The following is a 26903-nucleotide window of genomic DNA, read 5'->3' on the forward strand; positions in this document are numbered from 1 at the left end:
CGTGCGTTGTCTGACGGGGGCGAAAGGTTTGTTACGAGAGTGGGAAGTTACGGCGCGCCCGGCTGCCGGGGCCGCCGAAGCCTGCGGGCGGCCCGGGAGCGGGGTCCCCGCCCAGCAGGACGCCGCCGAGCAGTGCCCCGCCGACCCCGTCGGCGTGCGGGCTCGTTCCGGAGGCGGGGGTGCCGTGCACCCGGACGTCCTGTTCTGCGAGGTGCAGGGCGGTGCGGGCGAGGGCGTCGGCCGCGAGGGGGTCCTCGGTCAGCAGGCGCCGGGCGGTCGCGAGGCGCGTGCGGGCCTCGGCTCCCACCGCGCCCCGGTGCGTCGCCACGAAGTCGGCCGCCCCGGCCGTCGTGCTCCGGGCGACCAGCTCGCCGGCCACCGCCAGTACCCCGGCCCGCTCCACCGAGACCGGCGCGACGGCCCGTACGACACGGCGCAGGGCGTCCAGGGGGTCGTACGGCCCGCCGGTCAGCGTCTCGCGTACGGCGGCCAGTACGGCGTCGGCGTGCATGAGGCGTGACGTCAGCTCCCCGGCCGGGATCCCGGCGAGCGCCTCACCGCCCGCCGCCTTCGCCACCCGCTCCCGTGCCCCCGCGATCTCCACCTCCGCCCCCGTGAGGGCGGCACCCGTCAGTCTCTCGGCCGTCGACAGCTCCCCGGCGAGGCGCTCGACGGCGGCCCCGAAGGTCGCGGACTGGTCGGTGGCGGCCTCGGCGGCGCGCAGATGGGCCGCGGCACGCCGGGGATCGGCCAGATCGGCGGCCTGACGCGCCTGGTTGAGGTGGAAGGTGGTGAACACCAGCCGGTCCTTGGCCTGTTCGACGTGGCCGACGACCGGCGCGCAGGCCGTGGCCGCGTAACGCCCGCCGAGCGCCGCGAGGGTCGCCCCGGCGGTGGACGTCCGGGCGGCCACCTCGCGGAACCGGGTCTCCGCCGCCTCCAGCGCCGCCCCCACGTCCCGGTCCAGGCCGCGTACCGCGTCGAAGGCCGGCGCCTCCGCGTCCAGCCGCCGCCCGGCCTCCGTGCACCGCCCGACGATCCCGGCGAGCGCCTGCCGCCGTGCCGAGGTCTCGGCCGGGACGCCGTCGTCGTACCGCTGCCGTATCGCGAACGCGGCCGACAGCTCCCACTGCGCCTCCCGCACCGCCAGCGCGAAGTGCTCCAGCTTCTGCGGGGCGGACGTGGCCCCGGCGGCGGCGAGTTCCTCGCCGCTGGCGCGTACGCAGTCGTCGGCCTCGACCAGCAGAGCCCGCGCCTGCTCGTCGAGCCGGTCCAGGGAGTGCGCGGAGCCGGGGTCCGGCGCGGACGCCGGTCCGCCCGGGGTGGTGCGGGTGCGGGCGCGCCGGGTCCGGCGGACGTGGGTGTACGCGGCCAGGACCGCCGCCGTGCCCAGAGCGACGAGCGGGAGGACGAGGTCGGCGGTGGAGGTCTCCTCCCCCTCCTCCTGGGCCGCCGCGCCCGGGGTGGGGGCGGTGGACGGGAGCGCGGCCGGGCGGTCGCTGCTCGACGACGCGGTCAGTCCGGGCCACACCAGCCACAGCACCGCGATCACCCCGCCGAGCAGCGTGTGCGCGACCCGCACGGATATGTGCGTGGGCGCACGCCGGGGCCGGCGGCGGATCGAGGAGGGCGTCACATTTCGGAGCGTATGAGCAGGAATGCGGCTCCGCGAGTGGTGTGCGCCCCTGGTGTGGCCCGACTGCTCCGCGCGCCGCCCCCTCTCGCGAGGGCGAAGCCCGGGCCGGCGCGCGCCGCGTCGCCGCCGGCACCCGTTCGCATGAGCGCACCGGGCGCCCCGCGCACCCGGTGTCACCGATTCGTCGGACAGACGTCACATGAGCTTTGCCCCTTGGGGTGCTTCCGTTAGTTGTGGGGTGGCTGTGCGCGGCCTACGTTCCACGGCACTTCCCCCAATCCTTGTGAGGGTCACCGATCCATGCGAGCTCTACTCACCAGCAAGGTCGCCCGGCGTGCCCTGCGGCCCGCCATCGCGCTCATCGACCAGCGCATCCAGCGTGAGGTCCGGCGGGTCGTCGGAAACACCTCCCACGACGCCGTGCAGCAGGAGCTGAAGAAGATACGCAGCCGTCAGCGGCCCCTGGAGCTGTTCTTCGACGGCACCGGGCGCGGTGCGTCCCGGCTGCCCTCGACCCCTCATCTGAACCGGACGATCGCCGAGCTGACCCATGTCACGGGGAACGGGGAGGGCGCCGAGCGGGCGGTCGCGCAGGCGTTCCGGCTGCTCATCGCGATGGAGGCGCTGGGCGTCGGCCGCATCGCCGGCGGCACGATGAACATCTGCGGCAAGCTCGCCGCCGTTCCGCTGCTCGACCCGCCGAACGACGAGATCCTGGAGATCGGCACGCTCTACGGCATGTTCGGCGCGGCCGTGATCCGGATGATGGAGCGGGAGGGGCGGGACCCCCGGCTCACGATCGTCGACCCGCTGGCCGGTCAGCAGCTCCAGCCGGGCACCAGCATGAGCGGCGACGTGACGGGCACGCCGGTGCGGGAGGCCGCCGTGCGCAGCAATCTGGCGCTGGTGGGTGCGGCCGGTGCCGCGACCCGGATCCAGCAGGGCTTCTCGGAGGACCCCGAGGTGCGCGCCGCCGTCTCCGACCGCTCCTACGGCGTGGTGATCGTCGACGGCGACCACTCCGCCGAGGGCGTGGCCAAGGACCTGGAGTGGGCCGAGCAGATCGTCGCCCCCGGCGGGATCGTCGTCCTCGACGACTTCGGGCACCCGAAGTGGCCGGGCATCAAGGAGGCCTTCGAGAAGCACATGGCATCCGACACCCGGTTCACCTTCCTCGGGCAGGTCGCGCACTCCGGCTATCTGCGCGCCTCAGCCTCCTGACGACGACGCGGGCCGTCGGCGGATCTTGTCGCCCAGCCAGACCAGCGGGTCGTACTTGCGGTCGACGGCCCGTTCCTTCAGCGGGATCAGGGCGTTGTCGGTGATCTTGATGCCTTCGGGGCAGACCTCCGTGCAGCACTTGGTGATGTTGCAGTAGCCGAGGCCGTGTTCGTCCTGGGCCGTGCGCCTGCGGTCCAGGCCGGACTCGTCCGCCGCGTCCAGCGGGTGCATGTCCAGTTCCGCGATCCGCATCAGGAAGCGGGGGCCCGCGAAGGCGGGCTTGTTCTCCTCGTGGTCACGGACCACATGGCAGGTGTCCTGGCACAGGAAGCATTCGATGCACTTGCGGAACTCCTGCGACCGGTCGACGTCCTCCTGCATCATGCGGTACTCGCCCGGGCCGAGTCCGGCCGGCGGCACGAACGCCGGGACCTCGCGCGCCTTGTCGTAGTTGAAGCCGACGTCCGTGACGAGGTCCCGTACGACCGGGAAGGCGCGCAGCGGGGTGACGGTGATCGTCTCCGCGCGGTCGAAGACCGACATCCGGGTCATGCACAGCAGCCGGGGCCGCCCGTTGATCTCGGCCGAGCACGAACCGCACTTGCCGGCCTTGCAGTTCCAGCGCACCGCCAGGTCGGGGGCCTGGGTGGCCTGGAGCCGGTGGATGATGTCCAGCACCACCTCGCCGTCGTTGACCTCGACCTCGAAGTCCTCCAGGCCGCCGCCGTCCGTGTCCCCGCGCCACACCTTGAAGCGGGCCTCATAGCTGCTCACTCGTACAGCTCCTCTTCGGCGAGGTACTTGACCAGCTCCTCTTTGTCGAAGAGGGCGAGCAGGTCGGAACGGATGGGTTCGGTGTCCTCACGGGCGAGGGCGATCTGACCCCGGACCGGGTCGGTCGCCCCCAACCCGTCCGTGGGATCGATGAGTTGGCAGAGCAGGTTGACGCGGCGCCACGCGCGCTCCATCGCGGGGTGGTCCTCGCGGGTGTGGCCGCCGCGCGACTCGCTGCGCTCCAGCGCGGCCCTGGCCACGCACTCGCTGACCAGCAGCATGTTCCGCAGGTCCAGCGCGAGGTGCCAGCCCGGGTTGAACTGGCGGTGGCCCTCGACGCCGGCGCGCCGGGCCCGGGCCCGCAGCTCGGCCAGCTTCTTCAGGGCCTGTGCCATCTCCGACTCCCGGCGGATGATGCCGACCAGGTCGTTCATCGTCTGCTGGAGCTCCTGGTGCAGGCTGTAGGGGTTCTCCGGCGGGCCACCGGCCGGCTCCTCGGTCTCCGCCTCGGCCGAGAACGGGCGCAGCGCCTCCGCCGCGGCCGAGGCCACCTGGTCGTCGTCCACCCGGGGGCGGGTCGCCGCCACGCCCGCCGCGTACTCGGCGGCGTGCAGTCCCGCCCGGCGGCCGAACACCAGCAGGTCGGACAGCGAGTTGCCGCCGAGCCGGTTGGATCCGTGCATCCCGCCGGCCACCTCACCGGCCGCGTACAGCCCCGGCACCCCGCGCGCCGCCGCCGAGTCGGAGTCGACGGCGATGCCGCCCATGACGTAGTGGCAGGTGGGGCCGACCTCCATCGCCTCGGCGGTGATGTCGACGTCGGCCAGCTCCTTGAACTGGTGGTACATCGACGGCAGCCGGCGCTTGATCACCTCGGCGGGCATCCGCGTCGAAACGTCCAGGAAGACACCGCCGTGCGGGGAGCCGCGGCCCTCCTTGACCTCGGAGTTGATGGCCCGGGCGACCTCGTCGCGGGGGAGCAGCTCGGGGGGACGCCGGTTGCGTTCCGGGTCCTCGTACCAGCGGTCGGCCTCGTCCTCGGTCTCGGCGTACTTCTCCTTGAAGACGTCGGGGACGTAGTCGAACATGAACCGCTTGCCGTCGGAGTTGCGCAGCACGCCGCCGTCGCCGCGGACGGACTCCGTGACCAGAATGCCCTTCACCGAGGGCGGCCAGACCATGCCGGTCGGGTGGAACTGCACGAACTCCATGTTCAGCAGCGGCGCCCCGGCCAGCAGCGCCAGCGCGTGACCGTCGCCCGTGTACTCCCACGAGTTCGACGTGACCTTGAAGGACTTGCCGATGCCGCCGGTCGCGATGACGACCGCGGGGGCCTGCAGGACGAAGAAGCGGCCCGACTCCCGCTCGTAGGCGAAGACACCGCTCACCCGGGAGCCGTCCTTGAGGACGCGGGTGACCGTGCATTCCTGGAAGACCTTGAGACGGGACTCGTAGTCGCCGGTCTCGCGGTGGTCCTCCTGCTGGAGGGAGACGATCTTCTGCTGGAGGGTGCGGATCAGCTCCAGGCCGGTGCGGTCGCCGACGTGGGCGAGACGCGGGTACTCGTGGCCGCCGAAGTTGCGCTGGGAGATCCGGCCGTCCTTCGTACGGTCGAACAGCGCGCCCCAGGTCTCCAGCTCCCAGACCCGCTCCGGGGCCTCCTGGGCGTGCAGCTCGGCCATCCGCCACTGGTTGAGGAACTTGCCGCCGCGCAGGGTGTCACGGAAGTGCACCTGCCAGTTGTCGTGCGGGTTGGCGTTGGCCATCGCGGCGGCGATCCCGCCCTCGGCCATCACCGTGTGCGCCTTGCCGAACAGCGACTTGCAGATCACGGCCGTGCGCGCGCCCCGCTCACGCGCCTCGATGGCGGCGCGCAGTCCCGCGCCGCCCGCGCCGACCACGACGACGTCCCACTCCTGTCGCTCGACCACGGACATCAAAAGGCCCCACTCATCTAGAAGAAGCGCGGATCGTCGAAGACCCCGGACGCGACGAGATAGACGTAGAAGTCGGCGAGCGCCACGCTCACCAACGACGCCCAGGCGAGCAGCATGTGACGGGCATTCAGCTTGCCGACCCACTGCCACATCCGGTAGCGCACCGGGTGCTTGGAGAAGTGCTTGAGCTTGCCGCCGACGATGTGCCGGCAGGAGTGACAGGAGATCGTGTACGCCCAGATCAGCACGATGTTGACGAGGAACACCAGGGTGCCGAGGCCCATGTGGCCCCACGCGTAGTTCTCGTCGCGGAAGGCGAGCACGGTGTCGTACGTCAGGATGCCGGCGACCAGGATCGCCGCGTAGAAGAAGTACCGGTGGACGTTCTGCAGGATCAGCGGGAAGCGGGTCTCACCGGAGTACTTCTTGTGCGGCTCGGCCACCGCGCAGGCCGGCGGGGACGCCCAGAAACCCCGGTAGTAGGCCTTGCGGTAGTAGTAGCAGGTGAGCCGGAAGCCGAGCGGGAAGATCAGGATGATGATCGCGGGGGAGATGCCCCACCAACTGCCGAAGAGCTCCCAGTTGGGTCCCCCCTTCATCGGCTCGCAGTTCTCCGCCAGACAGGGGGAGTAGAAGGGCGAGACGTAGGGGGCCGCGTAGTAGTCGGTGTTCGCGAAGGCCCGCCACGTCGAGTACACGATGAAGGCGAACAGCCCGGCGGCGGTGGCGGCCGGTGCCAGCCACCAGCGATCGGTCCGCAGATGCGGGGCCGCGATCGCGGCGCGGGAGGCCGACCGGACGCCGCCGCCGGAGGGATGGGGATCTGTGGTTGTGGGTTCCGTACCAGTGGCCAAGGTGTGACTCCGGTCGGTCGGGACTCGGGCCGGTCAGGGTGCGCGTCGGTCGCGGGCGCCGAGTCCCTCGTCGTCCGTGTCGACCCACAGGCTGTTGTCGTACGGGGTGTCCGGAATGGTGACGAGCTCCGGGCGCCGCTGCGCGGCCGGAGAGCTGGCCGCCTCGCGGAGCAGCGCGAGACTTTCGCGCAGGTGTTCGCAGTCGGTGCGGACGCGGCGTATGTCGAGCCCGCCGGTACCGAGCTGCTGCTCCAGGCGGCCCAGCGACCGGGACAGGTCGTCCAGGCAGCGCTGCACCGTTGTCAGTTCGTCGTGCACGGACATGACGTGACCTCACTTCCGTCGGCACGGTGGCCGTGGGTGGCAACGGTCATGCGCCTGCGAGTGTTGCGCGTCACACCTGTCGCTGGGAAGGGACGTGCACCGATTGGCCGAGGCGTTCCGGTGCGTCCCGTGGTGTGTTGCGCCGCACGGGTGGGCTTCCCGGCCGTCGTCGCCGTGTCGCCCGGTGTTGCCGAACCCTTTCCTCTTCAGTGGCCGCATAAAGCTGAAAACATCTGATCAGCTCCATATACCACCAAAAGTGATCGTAACCCCCGCGGCTCCCGGAGGTAAGCAGAGATGTCCCACCACGGCGTCACACTGCGCGCGGTGATGCGCTCGGTCGCCTTCCTCACCGCGGGAGTGCTCGCGGTGCCCGCCCTGGCCGGGTGCGGCTCGGACGACGATGCCGGCAAGCCGCTGGCCGGACAGGACATCGCGCCCGCCGCCCGCGCGCAGGTCGCCGACGGCGGGACCCTGCGCTGGGCCGTGGACGCCGTGCCCGACACGCTGAACACCTTCCAGGCCGACGCCGACGCGACCACCACGAAGATCGCCCAGGCCGTGCTGCCGTCGATGTTCCGGCTGACCGAGAACGGCCGGCCGGAGATCAACTCCGACTACCTGGAATCGGCGAAGGTCGTGAAGACCGAGCCCCGGCAGGTGGTCCTCTACAAGCTCAACCAGCAGGCCGTCTGGAGCGACGGGCGCGAGCTCGGCGCGGCCGACTTCGCCGCCCAGTGGCGGGCCCTGTCCGGGAAGGACAGCGCCTACTGGACCGCGCGCAACGCCGGGTACGAGCGGATCGAGCGGATCGAGCGGGGCGGCAGCAACCTGGAGGTCAAGGTCACCTTCAGCCGGGCCTACGCCGACTGGCGGTCGCTGTTCTCGCCGCTGTACCCGAAGGAGGTCATGGGCACCCCCGACTCCTTCAACGACGGCGCCCGCACCAAGCTCAAGGTCACCGCCGGGCCCTTCACGGTGCAGACCGTCGACAAGAAGAAGGACCAGGTCACCCTCGTCCGCAGTCCCCGCTGGTGGGGCGAGCCGGCCAAGCTCTCCAAGATCGTGCTGAGTGCCGTGCCGCGCGAGAAGCGCGCCGAGGCGCTGGCCGCCGGGACCCTGGACCTCGCCGACGTCGACGTGGCGACCGCGCAGCGCGTCGACGTCGCCGGGCAGCCCAAGGGGTCCGCCTCGCCGGCCCAGGGCGGCACGGCGGCCGTACCCGCGGACACCCAGGCGCTGGCCCGCTACGAGGTCCGCAAGTCGCTGGAACCGGCCTACACGCAGCTCGCCCTCAACGGCGCCGCGGGGCCGCTCGCCGACGAACGGGTGCGCCGGGCCGTGGCCCGCGCCCTGGACCGCCGGGAACTGGCGGAGGTCGTCCTCAAGCCGCTGGGCCTGCCGACCGACCCGGTCGGCAGCCACCTCGCGCTGGCCGGGCAGGAGGCCTACGCCGACAACAGCGGCGCGCTCGGGGGCGAGGACACCAAGGAGGCACAGGCGCTGCTCGCCGACGCCGGCTGGGTGCGCGGCGGGCCGCTGAAGGAGCGGAAGAAGGAGAAGGCGGCGGGGCCGAAGGGCACGTCGGCGTCACCGGAGTCCGGGGAGCCGGCCGGGGAGGACGACGGCACCTACATCGTCGGCGAGGACGGGAAGGCCGACCGGGACGGGAAGACCGACCAGGACGGGAAGGCCGGGGAGGACACCGAGTGGCGTGACCACCAGGAGTACCCCCGCAACCTCGCCCAGGACGGCAAGCAGCACGTCCAGCAGGGGGGCGGGGCGCAGGGCGCCTACGCGCCCCAGGGCACCGCGGCTCCCGGGCCGGCCGCCGGGCCGCTCGCCAAGGACGGCAAGCCGCTCACGCTGCGCTTCGTCCTGCCGTCCGGGCCGGGGTCCGACACGCTGCACCGGGTCGCGGACCGGATCACGCGGATGCTGAAGCGGGTGGGGATCACCACGGAGACCTCGAAGGTCCCCGACGAGAGCTACTTCAAGGACCACGTCGCGAGCGGCGAGTACGACCTCGCGCTGTACTCCTGGCCGGCCTCCGCGTTCCCCGCGACCGACGCCCGGCCGATCTACGCCAAGCCGGTACCGGCCGCCGACGGCTCCCTGAGCATCGAGCAGAACTACACGCGGGTCGGCACCGACCAGGTCGACCAGCTCTTCGACCAGGCCGTCGGCACGCTGGACGAGGAGGAGTCCCGCGACCTCGTCCGCAAGGCGGACTCCCGCATCTGGGCGGCGGCGGGCTCCATCCCCCTCTACCAGCGCCCCCAGCTGACCGTCGCCCGTAAGACGCTCGCCAACACCGGCTCCTTCGGCTTCGAGACCCCGGTCTATCAGGACATGGGCTTCCTGAAGCCGAAGCAGCCCGCGAAGGCGAAGACCGGGAACTGACTGATCGCTCCCCCCTTGCTCGGCCCGGCGTCGCGACACCCCGCGGCGCCGGGCCGAGCCGTCGTGGTCCGCCCTCCCGGTCGGCCCCCCACCTGCGCCGACGTATCCCCGCAAGCCTCACCCGCGGTAGCCCCGTACCATGGGGTGAGGCCGTGGCGTGTCAAGCCCGGCAGGGCGCGCGTAACACAGTCCTACGCGTAGCCGTCCTCACCATCCCGGGAGAACGCCGCAATATGGCCACGCGCCACGACATCCGTAACGTCGCCATCGTCGCCCACGTCGACCACGGCAAGACGACCATCGTCGACGCCATGCTCAAGCAGGCCGGTGCCTTCGCCGCGCACCAGCTCGACTCCGTCGACGACCGCATGATGGACTCGAACGACCTGGAGCGTGAGAAGGGCATCACGATCCTCGCCAAGAACACCGCGGTGAAGTATCACCCGAAGGACGGCGGGGACCCGATCACGATCAACATCATCGACACCCCCGGCCACGCCGACTTCGGCGGCGAGGTCGAGCGCGGCCTGTCCATGGTCGACGGTGTCGTGCTGCTGGTCGACGCCTCCGAGGGCCCGCTGCCCCAGACCCGCTTCGTGCTGCGCAAGGCGCTCCAGGCCCGGCTCCCCGTCATCCTGTGCATCAACAAGACGGACCGGCCCGACGCCCGTATCGACGAGGTCGTCAACGAGACCTACGACCTCTTCCTCGACCTGGACGCGGACGAGGAGCAGATCGAGTTCCCGATCGTCTACGCGTGCGGCCGTGACGGCATCGCCTCGCTGACCAAGCCGGACAACGGCACGGTCCCGGCCGACTCCACCAGCCTCCAGCCGTTCTTCTCCGCGATCCTGGAGCACATCCCGGCGCCGACGTACGACGAGGCCGCCCCGCTCCAGGCCCACGTCACCAACCTGGACGCCGACAACTTCCTCGGCCGTATCGCGCTGCTCCGTGTCGAGCAGGGCGAGCTGCGCAAGGGGCAGACGGTCGCGTGGATGAAGCGCGACGGGTCGGTCGGCAACGTGCGCATCTCCGAGCTGATGATGACCGAGGCGCTCACCCGCAAGCCGGCGGAGGTGGCCGGCCCCGGTGACATCTGCGCCGTCGCCGGTATCCCGGACATCATGATCGGCGAGACCCTGGCCGACCCGGAGAACCCGGTGGCGCTGCCGCTGATCACGGTCGACGAGCCCGCGATCTCGATGGTCATCGGCACCAACACCTCCCCGCTGGTCGGCCGCGGCGCCACCGGCAAGGGCGCCGACAACAAGGCGGCCGTCAAGGACCGCAAGGTCACCGCCCGCCAGGTCAAGGACCGTCTCGACCGCGAGCTGATCGGTAACGTCAGCCTCCGGGTGCTGGACACCGAGCGGCCGGACGCCTGGGAGGTGCAGGGCCGTGGTGAGCTGGCGCTGGCCATCCTGGTCGAGACGATGCGCCGCGAGGGCTTCGAGCTGACCATCGGCAAGCCCCAGGTCGTCACGAAGGACGTGGACGGCAAGGTGCACGAGCCGGTCGAGCGCATGACCATCGACGTGCCCGAGGAGCACATGGGCGCCGTCACGCAGCTCATGGGCGTCCGCAAGGGCCGCATGGACAACATGTCCAACCACGGCTCGGGCTGGGTCCGCATGGAGTTCGTCGTGCCGTCCCGGGGTCTGATCGGTTTCCGGACGGAGTTCCTCACGCAGACCCGTGGCACGGGCATCGGGCACTCCATCCACGAGGGCTTCGAGCCGTGGTTCGGCACCCTGCAGACCCGGAACAACGGCTCGCTGGTCGCCGACCGCTCGGGTGCCGTCACCGCGTTCGCGATGACGAATCTCCAGGAGCGCGGCGTGCTCTTCGTGGAGCCCGGCACCGAGGTGTACGAGGGCATGATCGTCGGTGAGAACTCCCGTGCCGACGACATGGACGTCAACATCACCAAGGAGAAGAAGCTCACCAACATGCGGTCCTCCACGGCCGATGTGACCGAGTCGATCGTCCCGCCGCGCAAGCTGTCGCTGGAGCAGTCCCTGGAGTTCTGCCGCGACGACGAGTGCGTCGAGGTGACCCCGGAGGCCGTGCGCATTCGCAAGGTCAACCTGGACGCGCGTGAGCGTGCCCGCGCCGCGAGCCGCGCCAAGCACGGCTGACGGGCCCTCAAGGGCCCTCTGACAGGACCCGGCCCCCTCCGTGAAGGGAGGGAGCCGGGTCCTCGTGTTGGGCGTTTTCAGGAGGCTGTGGGCGAATCTTGAAGCCCTGTTCGGATATCGGTGCCCTGGCGATCAAGTTTCGGACATGTAAACAAAAATCCCTCCCGTTATGTCCGAAACGTCGACTTCCCGTCTCACCTGTCAAGCGCGCGCAGGTGTCAATCTTTGCAATTTTTGCTCAAAAAATGGACGCGAGGGAGATCCCTGTGTCTTGCGCCCTTGACGCGCGTTGATGCACTTGGCGAAAGTTCCCCCAAACCACAGAACCTGCCGGTATCTGTGCTGCGCTCAACTCTCCAACCCCCCGGGGGAAGAACAACATGACCAGTCCAACCAAGGCCGAGGGCTCCGGGTCCACGGTCGCCTTGGACCCAGAGCTCGACGCGACCTCCGAGGTCGCCAAGGGAACGAAGAAGCTTGAGGGTCGTTCCCCCGGGCAGTTGATGTGGCAGCGCTTCAAGCGTGACCGTACAGGGATGATCTGCGCCGGCGTAGTGATTTTCTACTTCGTCGCCGCGCTCGCGGCCCCGCTGCTGACGTCGATCAGCGGCACCGATCCGTACACGCTGTACGGCCAGGACCCCACCTTCGCGGACCGGCCCGTGCTGGACGACTTCGGTCTGCCGCTCGGCTGGTTCGGCGGTGTCTCGGCGGACCACTGGTTCGGTGTGGAGCCGCAGTACGGGCGTGACCTGTTCGCCATGCTGATGTACGGCATGCGCACCTCGCTGTTCATGGCGCTGGGCGTGACCACGCTGCTGATGGTGACCGGCATCATCATCGGCCTGGTGGGCGGCTACTTCGGTGGCCGCACCGACTACTGGCTGGGCCGGGTCACCGACTTCTTCCTCTCGTTCCCGCAGCAGCTGTTCTTCATCGCCTTCATGCCGGTCGTGACCGCGTTCTTCGTGGACCCCCGGGAGGAGACCCCCACGTACTTCCGGGCGCTGGCGATCCTGATCGTGCTGTGGCTGCTCGGCTGGATGAGCATGGCGCGTATCGTCCGCTCGACGGTGCTGTCGCTGCGTGAGAGGGAGTTCGTGGAGGCGGCCAAGGTCGCGGGCGCGTCCCCGTGGCGGATCGTCCGCAAGGAGATCCTGCCGAACGTCGTCTCCCCGATCCTGATCCAGTTCACGTACCAGCTCCCGAGCACCATCCTCACCATCGCCTTCCTCTCCTTCGCCGGTGTCGGCTTCGTCGAGCCGACCCCGGACTGGGGACGACTGTTCGCCGCCGGCGCCAAGTACGCCGAGCAGGACCCGGCGTTCATGTTCTTCCCCGGAGTGGCGTTGGTGATCTTCATCCTGTGCTTCAACCTCCTCGGAGACTCGGTACGGGATGCCTTCGACCCCAAGTCCGGGCGCTAATCGTCCATTGGTGGGGGGTGACTGCCGCCCCCGCGACGGCCTACCAGCCGCGTCAGGCAGTACTCATGGATAACAACCGACAGGTAGGTGCATTCACCGCTATGAAGTCGCTCACCTCGCGCAGAGCGCGTGCCATAGTCGTCGCCCTCGCGGCCGGCTCCCTCGCGCTCACCGGGTGCTCCGAGAACAAGGGCACCAGCTCCAACAAGGACTCGAAGAAGGACCAGAAGGAGGCCGCCACCCAGTCGAAGGCGGTCACCTACGCCGACGCCGCGGCCTCGGCCGGCCCGGCCGAGGAGGTCCCCGGAGCCAAGCCCGGCGGCACCATCACCGTCTTCCAGGAGTCGGGCCTGTCCCACCTGGACCCGGGCCAGATCTACGTCTCCGACGCCGGCCAGGTCGCCAACCTGCTCTTCCGCGGCCTGACCAACTTCGAGGAGGACGGCAAGGGCGGTGTCTCCGTCGTCGGTGACCTCGCGACCGACTCCGGCAAGTCCACCGAAGGCGGCAAGACCTGGACCTTCACGCTGAAGGACGGCGTCAAGGACCAGAACGGCAACGTGATCACCTCCGCCGACGTCCGCCACACCATCGAGCGCCAGTACGCGGAGTTCATCTTCGACGGCCCGACGTACCTGCAGACCTGGCTGAGCGGCGCGAAGTACCGCGAGGCGCTGCCGGACGGCGGCTTCGGCAGCAAGCACCTGCCGGACTCGGTCCTGGAGACCCCGGACGACAAGACCGTCGTCTTCCACTTCGACAAGCCGCGTCCGGACCTCCCGCAGACGCTGGCCATGCCGGGCTACTCCATCGTTCCGGAGAAGTCCGACACGAAGGAGCGGTACGACAAGGCGCCGGTCTCCACCGGCCCGTACAAGATCGCCGAGTACAAGATCGGCAAGGTCCTCAAGCTGGTCAAGAACGACCAGTGGGACCCGAAGTCCGACTCCGTCCGGCACCAGTACGTCGACGGCTTCGACTTCCAGTTCGGTGTCACCGAGTCGACCCAGACCAAGCGTCTGATCTCCGACCAGGGCGGCTCCAAGAACGCCATCCAGCTGACCGGCGGCGTCGAGTCCACCCAGATCCAGGACGTCGTCGGCGACCCGGCGGTCAACAAGCGCACGATCAAGGGCTACCAGCCCTACGTCCAGGTGCTGAACTTCAACCTGGACCGGGTCAAGAACAAGAAGGTCCGCGACGCCATCACCTACGCGGTGAACTCGAAGTCGCTGATCGCCGGTGAGGGCGGCGCCTACGGTGGCGACGTGGCCCCGAACCTGTTCGCCCCGACCCTGCCGGGTTACGAGGCCGGCTACGACCCCTACGGCCGTCTGAAGACGCCGCAGGGCAACATCGCGAAGGCCGAGGAGCTCCTGAAGGACGTCCCGGCCGCCGAGAAGAAGCTCGTGTTCGCCTACAACAACAGCGAGCAGGGTCAGAAGCGCAAGGTCGCCGTCGAGGACGCGCTGACCAAGGTCGGCTTCGACATCGTGGCCAAGGAGGTCGACTCCGCGAGCTACTACGAGCAGATCGGCAAGGTCGACAACCCGTACGACATCTACATCTCCGGCTGGGGCCAGGACTGGCCGTCCCCGGCCACGGTCGTGACGCCGGTCTACGACGGTGACCAGATCGCCGAGGGTTCGCCGAACTACTCGCACGTCAACGACCCGAAGGTCCAGGAGCTGATCCACAAGGCCCTGACCCAGGAGCCGACCGAGGCCGCCAAGACCTGGATCGAGGCGCACCACTACATCCTCGAGACGGTCAACCCGGCCGCTCCGCTGTGGTACACCAAGCAGTTCCAGCTCTACGGCTCGAACATCGGCGGTGCCCGCTACAGCACCGAGTCCAGCTACATCGACGTCACCCGACTGTTCCTGAAGTCGTAACTCTCTACGGCTGATCGCGGGGGTGCGCACCAGGCGGAGCGCGCCCCCGCGATTCCACGCAAACCTCCCACCGTCTCCGCAGAGAGCAGCCTTCCCGCCATGCTTCAGTTCATCCTTCGGCGCACGGTCGGTGCCGTCGTCACCCTGTTCCTCATCGGTGCCGCGACCTTCTTCCTCTTCGTCGCTGCGCCATCCGACTACGCCTCACTGGCCTGTGGCAGGGACTGCTCGCCCGACAGACTCGAGGCCATCCGGCACGCGCTCGGTCTCAACCTGCCCGTCACCACCCAGTTCTGGGACTTCATGTCCGGCATCGTCGTCGGCCGTGACTTCCCCGACGGTCACTGCCCGGCCCCGTGCCTCGGCCAGTCGTTCTACTCGGGCGACCTGGTCTGGGACACGATCATGGACCGCTTCCCGCTGACCCTCTCGCTGACCGTCGGCGCCATGGTCGTCTTCCTCACCATCGGCATCGGCGCCGGCATGCTGGCCGCCTATCGCCGGGGAACCGCGGCGGACAAGATCGCCACCGGCACGTCCATGGTCCTCAGCTCGATGCAGATCTACTTCCTCGGCCCGATCGTGCTGCTGATCTTCGTGTACAGCACCGGCTGGGTGGAGGATCCGAAGTACGTGCCGTTCACGGAGGATCCCGTCGGCTGGCTGGGGGGCCTGTGGATCCCCATGGCCGTCATGGCCACGATCTTCACGGCGCAGTACACCCGTATGGCGCGCGCCTCGCTGATCGAGCAGCTCGCCGAGGAACACGTCCGCACGGCCCGCGCCAAGGGCATGCCGAGGCGGTACGTCTTCTTCCGCTACGCCTGGCGCGGTTCGCTCATCCCGATCGTCACCGTCCTCGGCATCGACATCAGCTCCCTGCTCGGCGGTGGCGTCGTCACCGAGCTGACGTTCTCGCTCCAGGGCATCGGCCGCCTCGCGGTCGACGGCGCGGTCACCAAGGACCTCCCGCTGACGATGGGCGTCATGCTGGTCGGCGCCTTCGTCATCCTGCTGCTGAACATCCTCGTCGACATCGTGTACGCCTGGATCGACCCGCGCGTCCGTCTCTCCTAGGAAGAACGAACCACCGTGACCACACTGACCAAGACCGAGGACGCCCCGGCCCCGACCGGGCCTGAGAGCTTCCTCTCGGTCCGTGACCTGCGGGTGCAGTTCTCCACCGAGGACGGCATCGTCAAGGCGGTCGACGGACTGTCCTTCGATGTCGAGCGCGGCAAGACCCTGGGCATCGTCGGCGAGTCCGGCTCCGGCAAGTCCGTCACCAACCTGACGATCCTGGGCCTGCACAGCCCGCGGACCACCACCGTCGACGGCGAGATCGTCCTCGACGGCAAGGAGCTCGTCACCGCCGGTGAGAAGGAGCTGGAGCGGCTCCGCGGCAACAAGATGGCGATGATCTTCCAGGACCCGCTGACCGCCCTCTCCCCGTACTACACGGTGGGCCGGCAGCTGTCCGAGCCGTACATGAAGCACACCGGTGCCTCCAAGAAGGAGGCCAAGGACCGCGCGATCCAGATGCTGGAGAAGGTCGGCATCCCGCAGCCCAAGGTGCGCTTCGACGACTACCCCCATCAGTTCTCCGGCGGTATGCGCCAGCGCGCGATGATCGCCATGGCGCTGATGTGCGACCCCGACCTGCTGATCGCCGACGAGCCGACCACCGCGCTCGACGTGACCGTGCAGGCGCAGATCCTGGACCTGCTCAAGGATCTGCAGCAGGAGTTCGGTTCCGCGATCATCTTCATCACCCACGACCTCGGGGTCATCTCGCAGATGGCCGACGACCTGCTGGTGATGTACGCGGGCCGGGCCGTGGAGCGCGGCACCGTCAAGGAGGTGCTGCGCACTCCCAAGCACCCGTACACCTGGGGCCTGCTCAGCTCCATGCCGCGGCTGGACGGCGACATCCTCGAGGAACTGACGCCGATCCCGGGCTCCCCGCCGTCGCTGCTCAACCCGCCGTCGGGCTGCCCCTTCCACCCGCGCTGTGCCTTCCAGGACCGCGTGTCGGGCACCCTCTGCACGGACGCACGGCCGCCCCTGGGCGAGGGCCGCGCCTCGGCGTGCCACCTGACGGCCGAGCAGAAGCAGACCATCTTCATCGACGAGATCCAGCCCCGGCTGCGCTAGGGAGAACCGAGATCATGAGCGAGAACCTCACCCTCCCCGCACAGCAGGGCTCCACCGGCACCGGAAGCGAGACGCTGCTCGAGGTCAAGGGCCTGACCAAACACTTCCCGATATTCGGCGGCTTTCCGATCAAACGGAAGGTCGGCGCGGTGCAGGCCGTCGACGGCGTCGACCTGACCGTCGGCGTCGCCGAGAGCGTCGGCCTGGTCGGCGAGTCCGGCTGCGGCAAGTCGACGACGGGCCGGCTGATCACCCGGCTGCTGGAGCCGACGTCCGGCCAGATCACGTACGCCGGCCAGGACATCACGCACGCCTCCCGCCGCCAGCTCGCGCCGGTGCGGTCCGAGATCCAGATGATCTTCCAGGACCCGTACTCCTCGCTGAACCCGCGGCAGACCGTCGGCACGATCATCAAGTCGCCGATGGAGGTCAACGGGATCAACCCGGCGGGCGGCCGGGAGAAGAAGGTCCGTGAGCTGCTGGAGCTCGTCGGCCTCAACCCGGAGCACTACAACCGCTTCCCGCACGAGTTCTCCGGCGGTCAGCGCCAGCGCATCGGCGTGGCCCGCGCCCTGGCCCTGAACCCGAAGCTGATCGTCGCCGACGAGCCGGTCTCCGCGCTCGACGTGTCGATCCAGGCGCAGGTGGTGAACCTGCTGCAGAAGGTGCAGCAGGAGCTGGGCATCGCCTTCATGTTCATCGCCCACGACCTGGCCATCGTGCGGCACTTCTCGCAGCGCGTGGCCGTCATGTACCTCGGCAAGGTGGTGGAGGTCGGTGACCGCGACTCGATCTACAACCGGCCGCGGCACCCGTACACCCACGCCCTGCTCTCCGCGGTGCCCGAGGTCGAGTTCGGGGACGAGGAAGAGGGCCGTGAGCGCATCCGCCTCGCCGGCGACGTGCCCTCGCCGATCCACCCGCCGTCCGGCTGCCGCTTCCGCACCCGCTGCTGGAAGGCGCAGGACAAGTGCGCGACGGACGAGCCGCCGCTGGTGCAGATCTCCGGCAACCGGGACGGCCACCTGACGGCCTGCCACTTCCCGGAGGAGCCCACCACGGAGGCCCGTGGCGAGGACGTCGTCCTGGACCCGGCGCTGAAGGCGCTGGAGGAGGCCCAGGACCAGGACTGAGCCCACGCGAAGCCCCCGGGACCGGCGCAACACCGGTCCCGGGGGCTTCGCGCTGCCCAGACGTCCAGTACGCGGGTCAGGGCCCGGCGCACCGAGCGCACGCACCTGACGCCGTCCGGCCGGCCTCCGGGCGACGACGCGAATTGTCAGACAGCCCCTGGTCCGCGCGAGCCGTGACGCTGACGATCTCGGGGCTCGTGGCGGTGAGGGGCCCGCGGTCGAAGTCGCCGTACCGCTCCCGCGTGACGAGTCCCGCCTCGTCGAGGAGGCGGTCCAGCGTGCTGACGTCCAGGAACCTGATCGTGCTGTGGCTGGTCCGCGGCCCGTCCCAGCGCGGGGCGTCGAACGTCTCGGTGAACGACACCCGCTCGCCGCGCACCGGCGTCAGCGCCTCGTGCCACACCCGCACCAGGTCGCCGTCCGGGCCGGGCACCTCGCGGATCCGCTCCGGGGTCCATGTCTCCCAGGCCCGGGCGGCCGGATTGCGGGTGTCGAAGACGAACCGCCCCTCCGGCCGCAGACTCTCGCGGACCGCGGCGAGCGCGAGGCGCAGCTCCTCGTCGCCGACCAGTTCCTGGAAGGCGTGCCCCGTCATCACGACCAGGTCGAACTCCTCCCGCCACGCCGTGCAGCGCAGGTCTCCGAGCACCCACTCCACCTCGCGGTTCGCCCGGCGGCCCTGGACGAGCATGGCGGCGGCGGGATCGATTCCGGTCAGCCGGCCCTCGTGCCCGGCCCGGCGGGCCCGCCCGAGAAGGCGTCCGGTGCCGCAGCCCACGTCGAGCACGGCGTCGGCGGACATCACCAGATCGAGGAAGAAGTCGTCACCCGGACCCCACGGGTTGAGCGCGTCGTACAGCCCGGCGAGGAAGGCGTCACCGAAGGAACGATCAACCATCCGGGCAGTGTGCCTGCTGTACGGCTGATCAGTACAGAAATCAGGGATTTACGCCGGAAGAACGGATGCCGCCTAGCCCAAAGGGCCGTCCCCGTGTGCGTTGCTCATTGTATGCGTCGATATTGGCTGATAGCGGGTCAGAACAGTGGTCGACAACGGGTCAGCGTCCCGGCGCTGGCGGCGGATCCCGAGGAGGCACCCCATGCGTGGAGCACGGCACGCCCGATGGGCCGCGTGTGCGGCGGCGGTCGCTCTGCTGGGCGCCGGCTGCGGCGGGGGCGGCGGCGGCAGCGGCGACGGGGGCGCGGTGCTCAGCTCCTCCTGGGGCGACCCGCAGAACCCGCTGGAGCCCGCCAACACCAACGAGGTGCAGGGCGGCAAGGTCCTCGACATGATCTTCCGCGGACTGAAGCGGTACGACCCGGTGAGCGGCAAGGCCGAGGACATGCTCGCGGAGTCCATCACGACGAGCGACTCCCAGAACTTCACCGTCACCGTCAAGGACGGCTGGACCTTCAGCAACGGCGAGAAGGTCACCGCCCGCTCCTTCGTCGACGCCTGGAACTACGGCGCGAGCCTGAGGAACAACCAGCGCAACGCCTACTTCTTCAGCTACATCGACGGCTACGACAAGGTGCACCCGGACGGCGGCGGCGCACAGAGCGCCGACACCCTCTCCGGCCTGCGGGTCACCGGCGACCGCACCTTCACCGTACGGCTGAGCCAGAAGTTCTCCAGCTTCCCCGACACCCTCGGCTACGCCGCCTTCGCCCCGCTGCCCCGCGCCTTCTTCGACGACCACGCGGCCTGGCTGAGCAGGCCCGTCGGCAACGGCCCCTACGCCGTCGACTCGTACACCAAGGGCGCCCAGATGTCGTTGCGCACCTGGGAGGGCTACCCGGGCCCGGACAAGGCGCAGAACGGCGGCGTCGACCTCAAGGTCTACACCGACAACAACACCGCCTACACCGACCTGATGGCCGGGAACCTGGACCTCGTCGACGACGTGCCCGCCGCCCAGCTGAAGAACGTGCGCACGGACCTCGGCGACCGCTACCTCAACACCCCGGCCGGCATCCTCCAGACCCTCGCCTTCCCGTACTACGACAAGAACTGGGACAAGCCCGGCATGGACAAGGTCCGCAAGGGCCTGTCCCGGGCGATCGACCGGGAGCAGATCACCAAGACCATCTTCGCCGGCACCCGCACCCCGGCCACCGACTGGACCTCACCGGTGCTGGGCGAGGACGGCGGCTACAAACCGGGCCTGTGCGGCGAGTGGTGCCAGTACGACCCGGCCGCGGCCAGGAAGCTGATCGAGGAGGGCGGCGGGCTGCCCGGCGGCCAGGTGAAGATCACGGTCAACGCGGACACCGGCTCGCACAAGCAGTGGGTGGACGCCGTCTGCAACTCCATCAACAACGCCCTCGACAACGACCGCGCCTGCGTCACCAACCCGATCGGCACGTTCGCCGACTTCCGGGGCCGGATCACCGACAAGAAGATGACGGGCCCCTTCCGCGCCGGCTGGCAGATGGACTACCCGCTGATCCAGAACTTCCTCCAGCCGCTCTACTACACCGGCGCCTCCTCCAACGACGGCAAGTGGTCCGACGAGAAGTTCGACGAGCTGGTCGACCGGGCCAACTCCGAGACCGACGCCGCCGCTGCCGTGCGAACCTTCCAGCAGGCCGAGGAGGTCGTCCGGGACAGCATGGCCGCCATCCCGCTCTGGTACCAGAACGGCAGCGCCGGCTACTCGCAGCGGCTGTCCGACGTGAAGCTCAACCCGTTCTCCGTCCCGGTCTACGACGAGATCAAGGTCAGCTGAGGCGGCGCCATGGGACGGTACGTCGTCCGGCGGCTGCTGCAGATGATCCCGGTCTTCGTCGGGGCCACGCTGCTGATCTTCCTGATGGTCAACGTGATGGGCGACCCCATCGCCGGCCTGTGCGGGGAGCGGGAGTGCGACCCGGCGACGGCCGCGCAGCTCAGGAAGGAGTTCGGCCTCGACAAGCCGGTCTGGCAGCAATACCTGACCTACATGGGCAACCTCTTCACCGGCGACTTCGGCACCGCCTTCAACGGGCAGCCGGTCACCGAGCTGATGGGCAGCGCCTTCCCGGTCACCATCCGGCTGACCGTCGTCGCGATCCTCTTCGAGATCGTCATCGGGATCACCCTGGGCGTGGTCACCGGCCTGCGCCGCGGCCGGCCCGTCGACACCGGCGTCCTGCTGGCCACGCTGGTGGTCATCTCCGTCCCCACCTTCGTCACCGGCCTGCTCCTCCAGCTCCTGCTCGGCGTCGAGTGGGGCTGGATCGCGCCGTCGGTGTCCCCCGAGGCCCCCTTCGCGGAACTGCTGCTGCCCGGCCTGGTCCTCGCCTCCGTCTCGCTGGCGTACGTCACCCGCCTGACCCGCACGTCCATCGCGGAGAACCGCCGCTCCGACTACGTGCGCACCGCCGTCGCCAAGGGCCTGCCCCGGCACCGGGTGATCACCCGGCATCTGCTGCGCAACTCCCTGATCCCCGTCGTCACCTTCATCGGCACCGACATCGGCGCCCTGATGGGCGGTGCCATCGTCACCGAGCGCATCTTCAACATCCACGGCGTCGGCTACCAGCTCTACCAGGGCATCCTCCGCCAGAACACCCAGACCGTGGTCGGCTTCGTGACCGTCCTCGTCCTCGTCTTCCTGCTCGCCAACCTCCTCGTCGACCTCCTGTACGCCGTACTCGACCCGAGGATCCGCTATGTCTGACGCCCAGGACACCGGCGCGCCCATGGGCGCCGTCGCCGGCACCGGCATGGGCGGCGCGATGGACCTCGCCGCCAGTGAGGCCCGGACGCTGGAGCGTCCGCCCGGCGGACCGGACGCCGGCGGCCCGTCCGGCCGGCCGCGCTCCCTGTGGTCCGACGCCTGGCACGACCTGCGCCGCAACCCGGTCTTCCTGCTCTCGGCCCTGGTGATCCTCTTCCTGGTCTTCATCTCCCTGTGGCCGTCCGCGATCGCCTCCGGCAGCCCGCTGCGCTGCGACCTCGCCAAGGCCCAGGAGGGCTCCCAGCCCGGCGCCCCCTTCGGATACGACGGACAGGGCTGCAACGTCTACACGCGCACGGTCTACGGCGCCCGTACGTCCGTCGCGGTGGGCGTCTGCGCCACGCTCGGGGTCGCGCTCCTCGGCAGCGTCCTCGGCGGCCTCGCCGGCTTCTTCGGCGGTCTCGGCGACTCGATCCTGTCCCGGATCACCGACATCTTCTTCGCGATCCCGGTCGTCCTCGGCGGACTCGTGCTGCTGTCGGTGGTCACCAGCAACACCATCTGGCCGGTCATCGGGTTCATGGTGCTGCTCGGCTGGCCGCAGATCTCCCGGATCGCCCGCGGCGCGGTCATCACCGCCCGGCAGCACGACTACGTCCAGGCCGCCCGCTCCCTCGGCGCCTCCTCCTCCCGGCTGCTGCTGCGGCACATCGCGCCCAACGCCGTGGCACCGGTCATCGTGGTGGCGACGATCGCGCTCGGCACCTACATCTCGCTGGAGGCGACGCTGTCGTACCTCGGCGTCGGCCTGAAGCCGCCGAGCGTCTCCTGGGGCATCGACATCTCCGCCGCCTCGCCCTACATCCGCAACGCCCCGCACGCCCTGCTGTGGCCCTCCGGGGCGCTCGCGGTGACCGTGCTGGCGTTCATCATGCTCGGCGACGCGGTGCGCGACGCCCTCGACCCCAAGCTGAGGTGAGGTGCCCGGATGCTGCTCGACGTACGTGACCTGCACGTGGAGTTCCGGACCCGGGACGGGGTCGCCAAGGCCGTCAACGGCGTCACCTACCACGTGGACGCGGGCGAGACGCTCGCGGTGCTGGGGGAGTCCGGCTCGGGCAAGTCCGTCACCGCGCAGGCCGTGATGGGCATCCTCGACACGCCCCCCGGCCGGATCACCGGCGGCGAGGTCCTCTTCCAGGGCAGGGACCTGCTCCGGCTGAAGGAGGAGGAGCGGCGCAAGGTGCGGGGCGCCGGGATGGCGATGATCTTCCAGGACGCGCTGTCCTCGCTCAACCCCGTGCTGACGGTGGGCGACCAGCTCGGCGAGATGTTCGTCGTGCACCGGGGCATGTCCAGGAAGGCCGCGCGGGCCGAGGCCGTCGAGCTCATGGACCGGGTGCGCATCCCGGGGGCCAGGGAGCGGGTGCGGCAGTACCCGCACCAGTTCTCCGGCGGGATGCGCCAGCGCATCATGATCGCCATGGCGCTCGCCCTGGAGCCGGCCCTGATCATCGCCGACGAGCCCACCACCGCGCTCGACGTCACGGTCCAGGCCCAGGTCATGGAGCTGCTCGCGGAGTTGCGGCGCGAGCTGGACATGGGCCTGATCCTGATCACCCACGACCTGGGCGTGGTCGCCGACGTCGCCGACCGGATCGCCGTGATGTACGCGGGCCGGATCGTGGAGTCGGCACCCGTGCACGACATCTACAAGGCGCCCGCCCACCCGTACACGCGCGGCCTGCTCGACTCCATCCCGCGCCTGGACCGCAAGGGCCGGGAGCTGCACGCCGTCAAGGGGCTGCCGCCCAGCCTCCTGGACATCCCGCCGGGCTGTGCCTTCCACCCGCGCTGCCCGATGGCCCGGGACGTGTGCCTGACGGACGTGCCGCCGCTGTACGAGGTGTCCGGGGAGCGGGGCAGCGCCTGCCACTTCTGGAGGGAGTGCCTCGATGACCGATCCGATTCTTGAGGTCAGCGGCCTCGTCAAGCACTACCCGCTCACCCGGGGCATCCTCCGGCACAGGCAGATCGGCTCGGTGAAGGCCGTCGACGGCGTCGACTTCACGCTGGACCGGGGCGAGACCCTCGGCATCGTGGGGGAGTCCGGCTGCGGCAAGTCGACGGTCGCGAAGATGCTGGTGAACCTGGAGCGGCCGACCGCCGGGGTGATCCGGTACAAGGGCGAGGACATCACCGGACTGTCCGGCAAGGCGCTGAAGGCCGTCCGGCGCAACATCCAGATGGTGTTCCAGGACCCGTACACCTCGCTCAACCCCCGTATGACGGTGGGCGACATCATCGGTGAGCCCTACGAGATCCACCCCGAGGTGGCCCCGAAGGGCGACCGGCGCGGACGGGTGCAGGAGCTGCTGGAGGTCGTCGGACTGAACCCGGAGTACGTCAACCGCTATCCGCACCAGTTCTCCGGCGGCCAGCGGCAGCGCATCGGCATCGCCCGCGGGCTGGCGCTGCGCCCGGAGGTCATCGTCGCCGACGAACCCGTCTCCGCCCTCGACGTGTCGGTGCAGGCGCAGGTCATCAACCTGATGGAGCGGCTCCAGGCCGAGTTCGACCTGTCGTACGTGTTCATCGCGCACGACCTGTCCATCGTGCGGCACATCTCGGACCGGGTCGCGGTGATGTACCTCGGACGGATCGTGGAGACCGGCCGGGACGCCGAGATCTACGACCACCCCACGCATCCCTACACGCAGGCGCTGCTCTCCGCCGTCCCCGTGCCCGACCCCGAGGCCCGGGAGCACCGCGAGCGGATCATCCTCGCCGGTGACGTGCCCTCCCCGACGAACATCCCGTCCGGCTGCCGGTTCCGCACCCGCTGCTTCAAGGCGCGCGAACGCTGCGCCCTGGAGGTCCCGGCGCTGGAGGTCCCGGCCGGGTACCGCTCGGCCGGCGGCCCGGCCGCGCATCCCTCGGCCTGTCTCTTCGCGGAGGAGAAGCAGGTCGTCGCACCGGGGGAGACGCGGTAACACACAGGCAACCCCGCGGACCCGGTGGCGATATGCGGACCCGCCACCCTCGGAGACGTACGGCCGTGCGGGTGCCGTGAACGGGCCGGGGGCGCCATGTCCCCCGGCCCGTTGCCGTTCAGCGGGGCAGGCCCAGCGACCGCTTCAGGAAGTCCACCTGAAGCAGCAGCAGGTTCTCGGCGACCTGTTCCTGCGGCGTCATGTGGGTCACGCCGGACAGCGGGAGCACCTCGTGCGGGCGGCCGGCGGCGAGCAGGGCGGACGACAGCCGCAGGGCGTGCGCGACCACCACGTTGTCGTCGGCCAGGCCGTGCACGATCATCAGCGGGCGGTGCGGCTCCGCCGCCGAGGCCAGTCCGTCGTCGGTGACCAGGGAGTTCTTCGCGTACGCCTGCGGGGACGTGGCCGGATGGCCCAGGTAGCGCTCCGTGTAGTGCGTGTCGTAGAGCCGCATGTCCGTCACCGGGGCCCCGGCGATGCCCGCGTGGAACACATCCGGCCTGCGCAGCACGGCGAGGGCGGCCAGCCAGCCGCCGAAGGACCACCCGCGGACGGCGACCCGGGTGAGGTCCAGAGGGTAGGTCTTCGCGAGGTCCTGCAGTGCCTCGATCTGGTCGTCGAGGGTGAGGGTGAAGTCGTCCCGGACCGCCTTCTCCCAGGCGGGGGAGCGGCCGGGCGTGCCGCGCCCGTCGGCGACGACCACCGCGAACCCCTGGTCCGCGAACCACTGCGAGGTCAGATGCGCGTTGTGGGCGGCGAGAACGCGCTGACCGTGCGGACCACCGTAGGGGTCGAGGAGGACCGGAAGGGAAGTGTCTCCTCGGTAGTCCTGCGGCATAAGCACGGCGCACGGAATCCCCCGTGCGCCCCCTGAGGTGAGGGTCACGCGCGGGGACATACCGGGATCCTCGGCGTACGACGGGACGGTCGCCACCTGCGTGCCCGCGCGCAGCACCCGCACCGTCGTGCCCGGCCGATCCGGCGTCGCCGACACGAGCACGGTCACGTCCCCTGCGCGCACCGCCGAGTGCACGCCCGGCTCCTGCGACAGACGCTCGACCCCCAGCTCGTTCACGCGGTAGACGTGCACCTCGCCGGTCTCCGGACCGGGCGCCTCCGCCCCGGCGGAGGCCGCCACGAGCACGTCGTCGGCCGTCACGTCGAGCACCGCGCGCAGGTGCAACTGCGGTCCCGTCAAAGGGCGTTCGCCCACCGCGAGGACCCGCGCGCCGCCCTCGTCGGCGATCCGCACCAGCTGCCCCGAGGGGGACCAGCACGGCACCCCGGGGAAAAGATCAAGCCAAATCGGATCTTCGTCGGCGTGCACCATCCGGGTCGCACCCGTGTCCGGATCGACCGCCAGGAACAACTGGCTGCGCTGGTCACGCGCCTGCACCAGGATCAGCGGTGCGCCCGCCGCTGACCAGTGCACTCGCGCCAGATACGGATAGCGCGCCCGGTCCCAGACCACCTCGGTGCGCGCGCCGTCCAGGTCGAGCACGAACAGCCGGACGTCCGCGTTCTCCGTCCCGGCAGCCGGATAGCGGACGTGTTGTGGATCACGTTCGGGCTGAGACGGATCGGAGATCCACCACCGCCGCACCGGCGTGTCGTCCACCCGTGCCACCAGCAGCCGGTCCGACTCCGGCGCCCACCAGAAACCTCGCGAACGGCCCATTTCCTCCGCCGCGATGAACTCGGCCAGACCGTAGGAAACCGACTCCCCGTCCGGCTCCGCGAGTGCCCGGTCGCCCTCGCCCTCGGCGCCGATCACCCGCAGCGCGCCCTGCGCGACGTACGCGACGTGCCGCCCGTCGGGGGAGGGGCGCGGGTCGATCACCGGGGTGGGGACGGTGAGTTCACGCGCCGTGCCGGCCCGCAGTTCGGCCGTGAAGAGCCGCCCTGACAAGGTGAAAGAGGCCAACTCCACGGCCGTGTCGGTGGCGTAGCCGACGATGCCGGCGCCGCCCTCACGGCTGCGCTCGCGGCGCGCCCGTTCCTCGGGCGAGAGGTGCTCCGCGGACCCGCCCAGCAGGTCGCGCGGGTCGGCCGCCAGGCGCTCGGCGGAGTCCGCCAGGTCGAGCACCCACAGGGCGTTCGCCCGGTCCGTGCCCGCGTGCGAGCGCAGGAAGACGACACGGGAACCGTCGGGAGCCACGGTGAACGAACGCGGCGCGCCGAGCGTGAACCGCTGGGTGCGGGCGTGCCGTCGGGGGAAGGAGTCAGGCTCGGTGGTCATGCCCCGACCATATTGGCCATGCGCCCCCTTGTGCGGCCGTGCGCCATTCGATGCGCGCGTACGGATAGTTATGATCACTAGCGCTGCGTGGGTATGAACCTGCTGGCCGC

20 protein-coding genes are annotated in these 26903 nt (G+C 70.0%); 13 read left to right on the forward strand and 7 right to left on the reverse strand.

The window, feature by feature from the left end; translation table 11 throughout:
* Positions 1-31: 31 nt before the first annotated feature.
* Entirely contained in the window at positions 32-1636 is a 1605-nt protein-coding gene (locus ACIP2X_RS15960; RefSeq protein WP_401672842.1) for a hypothetical protein, read from the reverse strand.
* 300 nt (positions 1637-1936) lie between these two features.
* Here ACIP2X_RS15960 and ACIP2X_RS15965 point away from each other — a divergent pair, with 300 nt between their 5' ends.
* The gene (locus tag ACIP2X_RS15965; RefSeq protein ID WP_401672845.1) at positions 1937-2857 is read left to right on the forward strand and encodes a class I SAM-dependent methyltransferase; all 921 of its coding nucleotides are present in this window, start codon (positions 1937-1939) and stop codon (positions 2855-2857) included.
* Here the strand turns inward: ACIP2X_RS15965 and ACIP2X_RS15970 are convergent.
* Genes ACIP2X_RS15970 through ACIP2X_RS15985 form a run of 4 tightly spaced genes read right to left on the reverse strand, consistent with a single transcriptional unit; the run spans position 2846 to position 6746 of the window.
* A complete protein-coding gene (locus ACIP2X_RS15970; RefSeq protein WP_401672847.1) occupies positions 2846-3631 on the reverse strand; it encodes a succinate dehydrogenase/fumarate reductase iron-sulfur subunit in 786 nt (261 codons plus the stop codon). The genes ACIP2X_RS15965 and ACIP2X_RS15970 overlap by 12 nt on opposite strands.
* Positions 3628-5568 carry a fumarate reductase/succinate dehydrogenase flavoprotein subunit gene (locus ACIP2X_RS15975; protein ID WP_401672850.1) on the reverse strand — a complete coding sequence of 647 codons (1941 nt, stop codon included), beginning with the start codon at positions 5566-5568 and terminating at the stop codon, positions 3628-3630. The genes ACIP2X_RS15970 and ACIP2X_RS15975 overlap by 4 nt, the downstream gene beginning before the upstream one ends.
* A 17-nt stretch (positions 5569-5585) precedes the next feature.
* Entirely contained in the window at positions 5586-6422 is an 837-nt protein-coding gene (locus ACIP2X_RS15980) for a hypothetical protein (RefSeq protein ID WP_401672853.1), read from the reverse strand.
* Between the two features lie 33 nt (positions 6423-6455).
* The gene (locus ACIP2X_RS15985) at positions 6456-6746 is read right to left on the reverse strand and encodes a hypothetical protein (protein WP_401672855.1); all 291 of its coding nucleotides are present in this window, start codon (positions 6744-6746) and stop codon (positions 6456-6458) included.
* A gap of 297 nt (positions 6747-7043) precedes the next feature.
* Between ACIP2X_RS15985 and ACIP2X_RS15990 the strand changes: the two genes are divergently transcribed.
* The 7 genes from ACIP2X_RS15990 to ACIP2X_RS16020 all read left to right on the forward strand — a co-directional run bounded on the left by ACIP2X_RS15990 (position 7044) and on the right by ACIP2X_RS16020 (position 17899).
* On the forward strand, positions 7044-9149 hold the full coding sequence (locus ACIP2X_RS15990; RefSeq protein WP_401672857.1) for an ABC transporter family substrate-binding protein: 2106 nt from the start codon (positions 7044-7046) through the stop codon (positions 9147-9149).
* Between the two features lie 233 nt (positions 9150-9382).
* Positions 9383-11290 carry a translational GTPase TypA gene (gene typA, locus ACIP2X_RS15995; protein WP_401672859.1) on the forward strand — a complete coding sequence of 636 codons (1908 nt, stop codon included), beginning with the start codon at positions 9383-9385 and terminating at the stop codon, positions 11288-11290.
* Positions 11291-11670: 380 nt separating this feature from the next.
* On the forward strand, positions 11671-12717 hold the full coding sequence (locus ACIP2X_RS16000) for an ABC transporter permease (protein ID WP_401672862.1): 1047 nt from the start codon (positions 11671-11673) through the stop codon (positions 12715-12717).
* Between the two features lie 101 nt (positions 12718-12818).
* Entirely contained in the window at positions 12819-14612 is a 1794-nt protein-coding gene (locus ACIP2X_RS16005) for an ABC transporter substrate-binding protein (RefSeq protein WP_401672864.1), read from the forward strand.
* A 99-nt stretch (positions 14613-14711) separates the two neighbouring features.
* Positions 14712-15689, forward strand: a complete 978-nt coding sequence (locus ACIP2X_RS16010) for an ABC transporter permease (protein ID WP_401672867.1) — start codon at positions 14712-14714, stop codon at positions 15687-15689.
* 15 nt (positions 15690-15704) lie between these two features.
* A complete protein-coding gene (locus tag ACIP2X_RS16015; RefSeq protein WP_401672869.1) occupies positions 15705-16766 on the forward strand; it encodes an ABC transporter ATP-binding protein in 1062 nt (353 codons plus the stop codon).
* Between the two features lie 14 nt (positions 16767-16780).
* A complete protein-coding gene (locus ACIP2X_RS16020) occupies positions 16781-17899 on the forward strand; it encodes an ABC transporter ATP-binding protein (protein WP_401672871.1) in 1119 nt (372 codons plus the stop codon).
* A gap of 76 nt (positions 17900-17975) precedes the next feature.
* Here the strand turns inward: ACIP2X_RS16020 and ACIP2X_RS16025 are convergent, their stop codons facing one another.
* Positions 17976-18797 (reverse strand): class I SAM-dependent methyltransferase, encoded by an 822-nt coding sequence (locus ACIP2X_RS16025; protein ID WP_401672874.1) that lies wholly within the window; start codon positions 18795-18797, stop codon positions 17976-17978.
* Positions 18798-18999: 202 nt separating this feature from the next.
* Between ACIP2X_RS16025 and ACIP2X_RS16030 the strand changes: the two genes are divergently transcribed.
* Genes ACIP2X_RS16030 through ACIP2X_RS16050 form a run of 5 tightly spaced genes read left to right on the forward strand, consistent with a single transcriptional unit; the run spans position 19000 to position 24554 of the window.
* Positions 19000-20628, forward strand: coding sequence for an ABC transporter substrate-binding protein (locus ACIP2X_RS16030; protein ID WP_401672877.1), 1629 nt, complete (start codon positions 19000-19002; stop codon positions 20626-20628).
* Between the two features lie 9 nt (positions 20629-20637).
* Positions 20638-21561: an ABC transporter permease gene (locus ACIP2X_RS16035; protein ID WP_401672880.1), complete on the forward strand. Its 924-nt coding sequence runs from the start codon at positions 20638-20640 to the stop codon at positions 21559-21561.
* The gene (locus ACIP2X_RS16040; protein ID WP_401672883.1) at positions 21554-22540 is read left to right on the forward strand and encodes an ABC transporter permease; all 987 of its coding nucleotides are present in this window, start codon (positions 21554-21556) and stop codon (positions 22538-22540) included. Before ACIP2X_RS16035 ends, ACIP2X_RS16040 begins: the two co-directional genes overlap by 8 nt.
* Positions 22541-22549: 9 nt before the next feature.
* On the forward strand, positions 22550-23536 hold the full coding sequence (locus ACIP2X_RS16045) for an ABC transporter ATP-binding protein (protein ID WP_401672885.1): 987 nt from the start codon (positions 22550-22552) through the stop codon (positions 23534-23536).
* Positions 23517-24554, forward strand: coding sequence for an ABC transporter ATP-binding protein (locus ACIP2X_RS16050; RefSeq protein ID WP_401672887.1), 1038 nt, complete (start codon positions 23517-23519; stop codon positions 24552-24554). Before ACIP2X_RS16045 ends, ACIP2X_RS16050 begins: the two co-directional genes overlap by 20 nt.
* 118 nt (positions 24555-24672) lie before the next feature.
* On the opposite strand, the gene ACIP2X_RS16055 is transcribed toward ACIP2X_RS16050, so the two are convergent.
* The gene (locus tag ACIP2X_RS16055; RefSeq protein WP_401672889.1) at positions 24673-26793 is read right to left on the reverse strand and encodes a prolyl oligopeptidase family serine peptidase; all 2121 of its coding nucleotides are present in this window, start codon (positions 26791-26793) and stop codon (positions 24673-24675) included.
* Positions 26794-26903 lie beyond the last annotated feature (110 nt).

The sequence above is a fragment of the Streptomyces sp. NPDC089424 genome, from assembly GCF_044749345.1.
Lineage (GTDB): Bacteria > Actinomycetota > Actinomycetes > Streptomycetales > Streptomycetaceae > Streptomyces.

Bases quoted from the DNA above. Each gene is read 5' to 3' on its own strand.
- ACIP2X_RS15965 (WP_401672845.1), top strand. From the start codon at position 1,937: ATGCGAGCTCTACTCACCAGCAAGGTCGCCCGGCGTGCCCTGCGGCCC.
- ACIP2X_RS15975 (WP_401672850.1), bottom strand. From the start codon at position 5,568: ATGTCCGTGGTCGAGCGACAGGAGTGGGACGTCGTCGTGGTCGGCGCG.
- ACIP2X_RS15985 (WP_401672855.1), bottom strand. From the start codon at position 6,746: ATGTCCGTGCACGACGAACTGACAACGGTGCAGCGCTGCCTGGACGAC.
- ACIP2X_RS15990 (WP_401672857.1), top strand. From the start codon at position 7,044: ATGTCCCACCACGGCGTCACACTGCGCGCGGTGATGCGCTCGGTCGCC.
- typA (WP_401672859.1), top strand. From the start codon at position 9,383: ATGGCCACGCGCCACGACATCCGTAACGTCGCCATCGTCGCCCACGTC.
- ACIP2X_RS16000 (WP_401672862.1), top strand. From the start codon at position 11,671: ATGACCAGTCCAACCAAGGCCGAGGGCTCCGGGTCCACGGTCGCCTTG.
- ACIP2X_RS16005 (WP_401672864.1), top strand. From the start codon at position 12,819: ATGAAGTCGCTCACCTCGCGCAGAGCGCGTGCCATAGTCGTCGCCCTC.
- ACIP2X_RS16010 (WP_401672867.1), top strand. From the start codon at position 14,712: ATGCTTCAGTTCATCCTTCGGCGCACGGTCGGTGCCGTCGTCACCCTG.
- ACIP2X_RS16020 (WP_401672871.1), top strand. From the start codon at position 16,781: ATGAGCGAGAACCTCACCCTCCCCGCACAGCAGGGCTCCACCGGCACC.
- ACIP2X_RS16025 (WP_401672874.1), bottom strand. From the start codon at position 18,797: ATGGTTGATCGTTCCTTCGGTGACGCCTTCCTCGCCGGGCTGTACGAC.
- ACIP2X_RS16030 (WP_401672877.1), top strand. From the start codon at position 19,000: ATGCGTGGAGCACGGCACGCCCGATGGGCCGCGTGTGCGGCGGCGGTC.
- ACIP2X_RS16035 (WP_401672880.1), top strand. From the start codon at position 20,638: ATGGGACGGTACGTCGTCCGGCGGCTGCTGCAGATGATCCCGGTCTTC.
- ACIP2X_RS16040 (WP_401672883.1), top strand. From the start codon at position 21,554: ATGTCTGACGCCCAGGACACCGGCGCGCCCATGGGCGCCGTCGCCGGC.
- ACIP2X_RS16045 (WP_401672885.1), top strand. From the start codon at position 22,550: ATGCTGCTCGACGTACGTGACCTGCACGTGGAGTTCCGGACCCGGGAC.
- ACIP2X_RS16050 (WP_401672887.1), top strand. From the start codon at position 23,517: ATGACCGATCCGATTCTTGAGGTCAGCGGCCTCGTCAAGCACTACCCG.
- ACIP2X_RS16055 (WP_401672889.1), bottom strand. From the start codon at position 26,793: ATGACCACCGAGCCTGACTCCTTCCCCCGACGGCACGCCCGCACCCAG.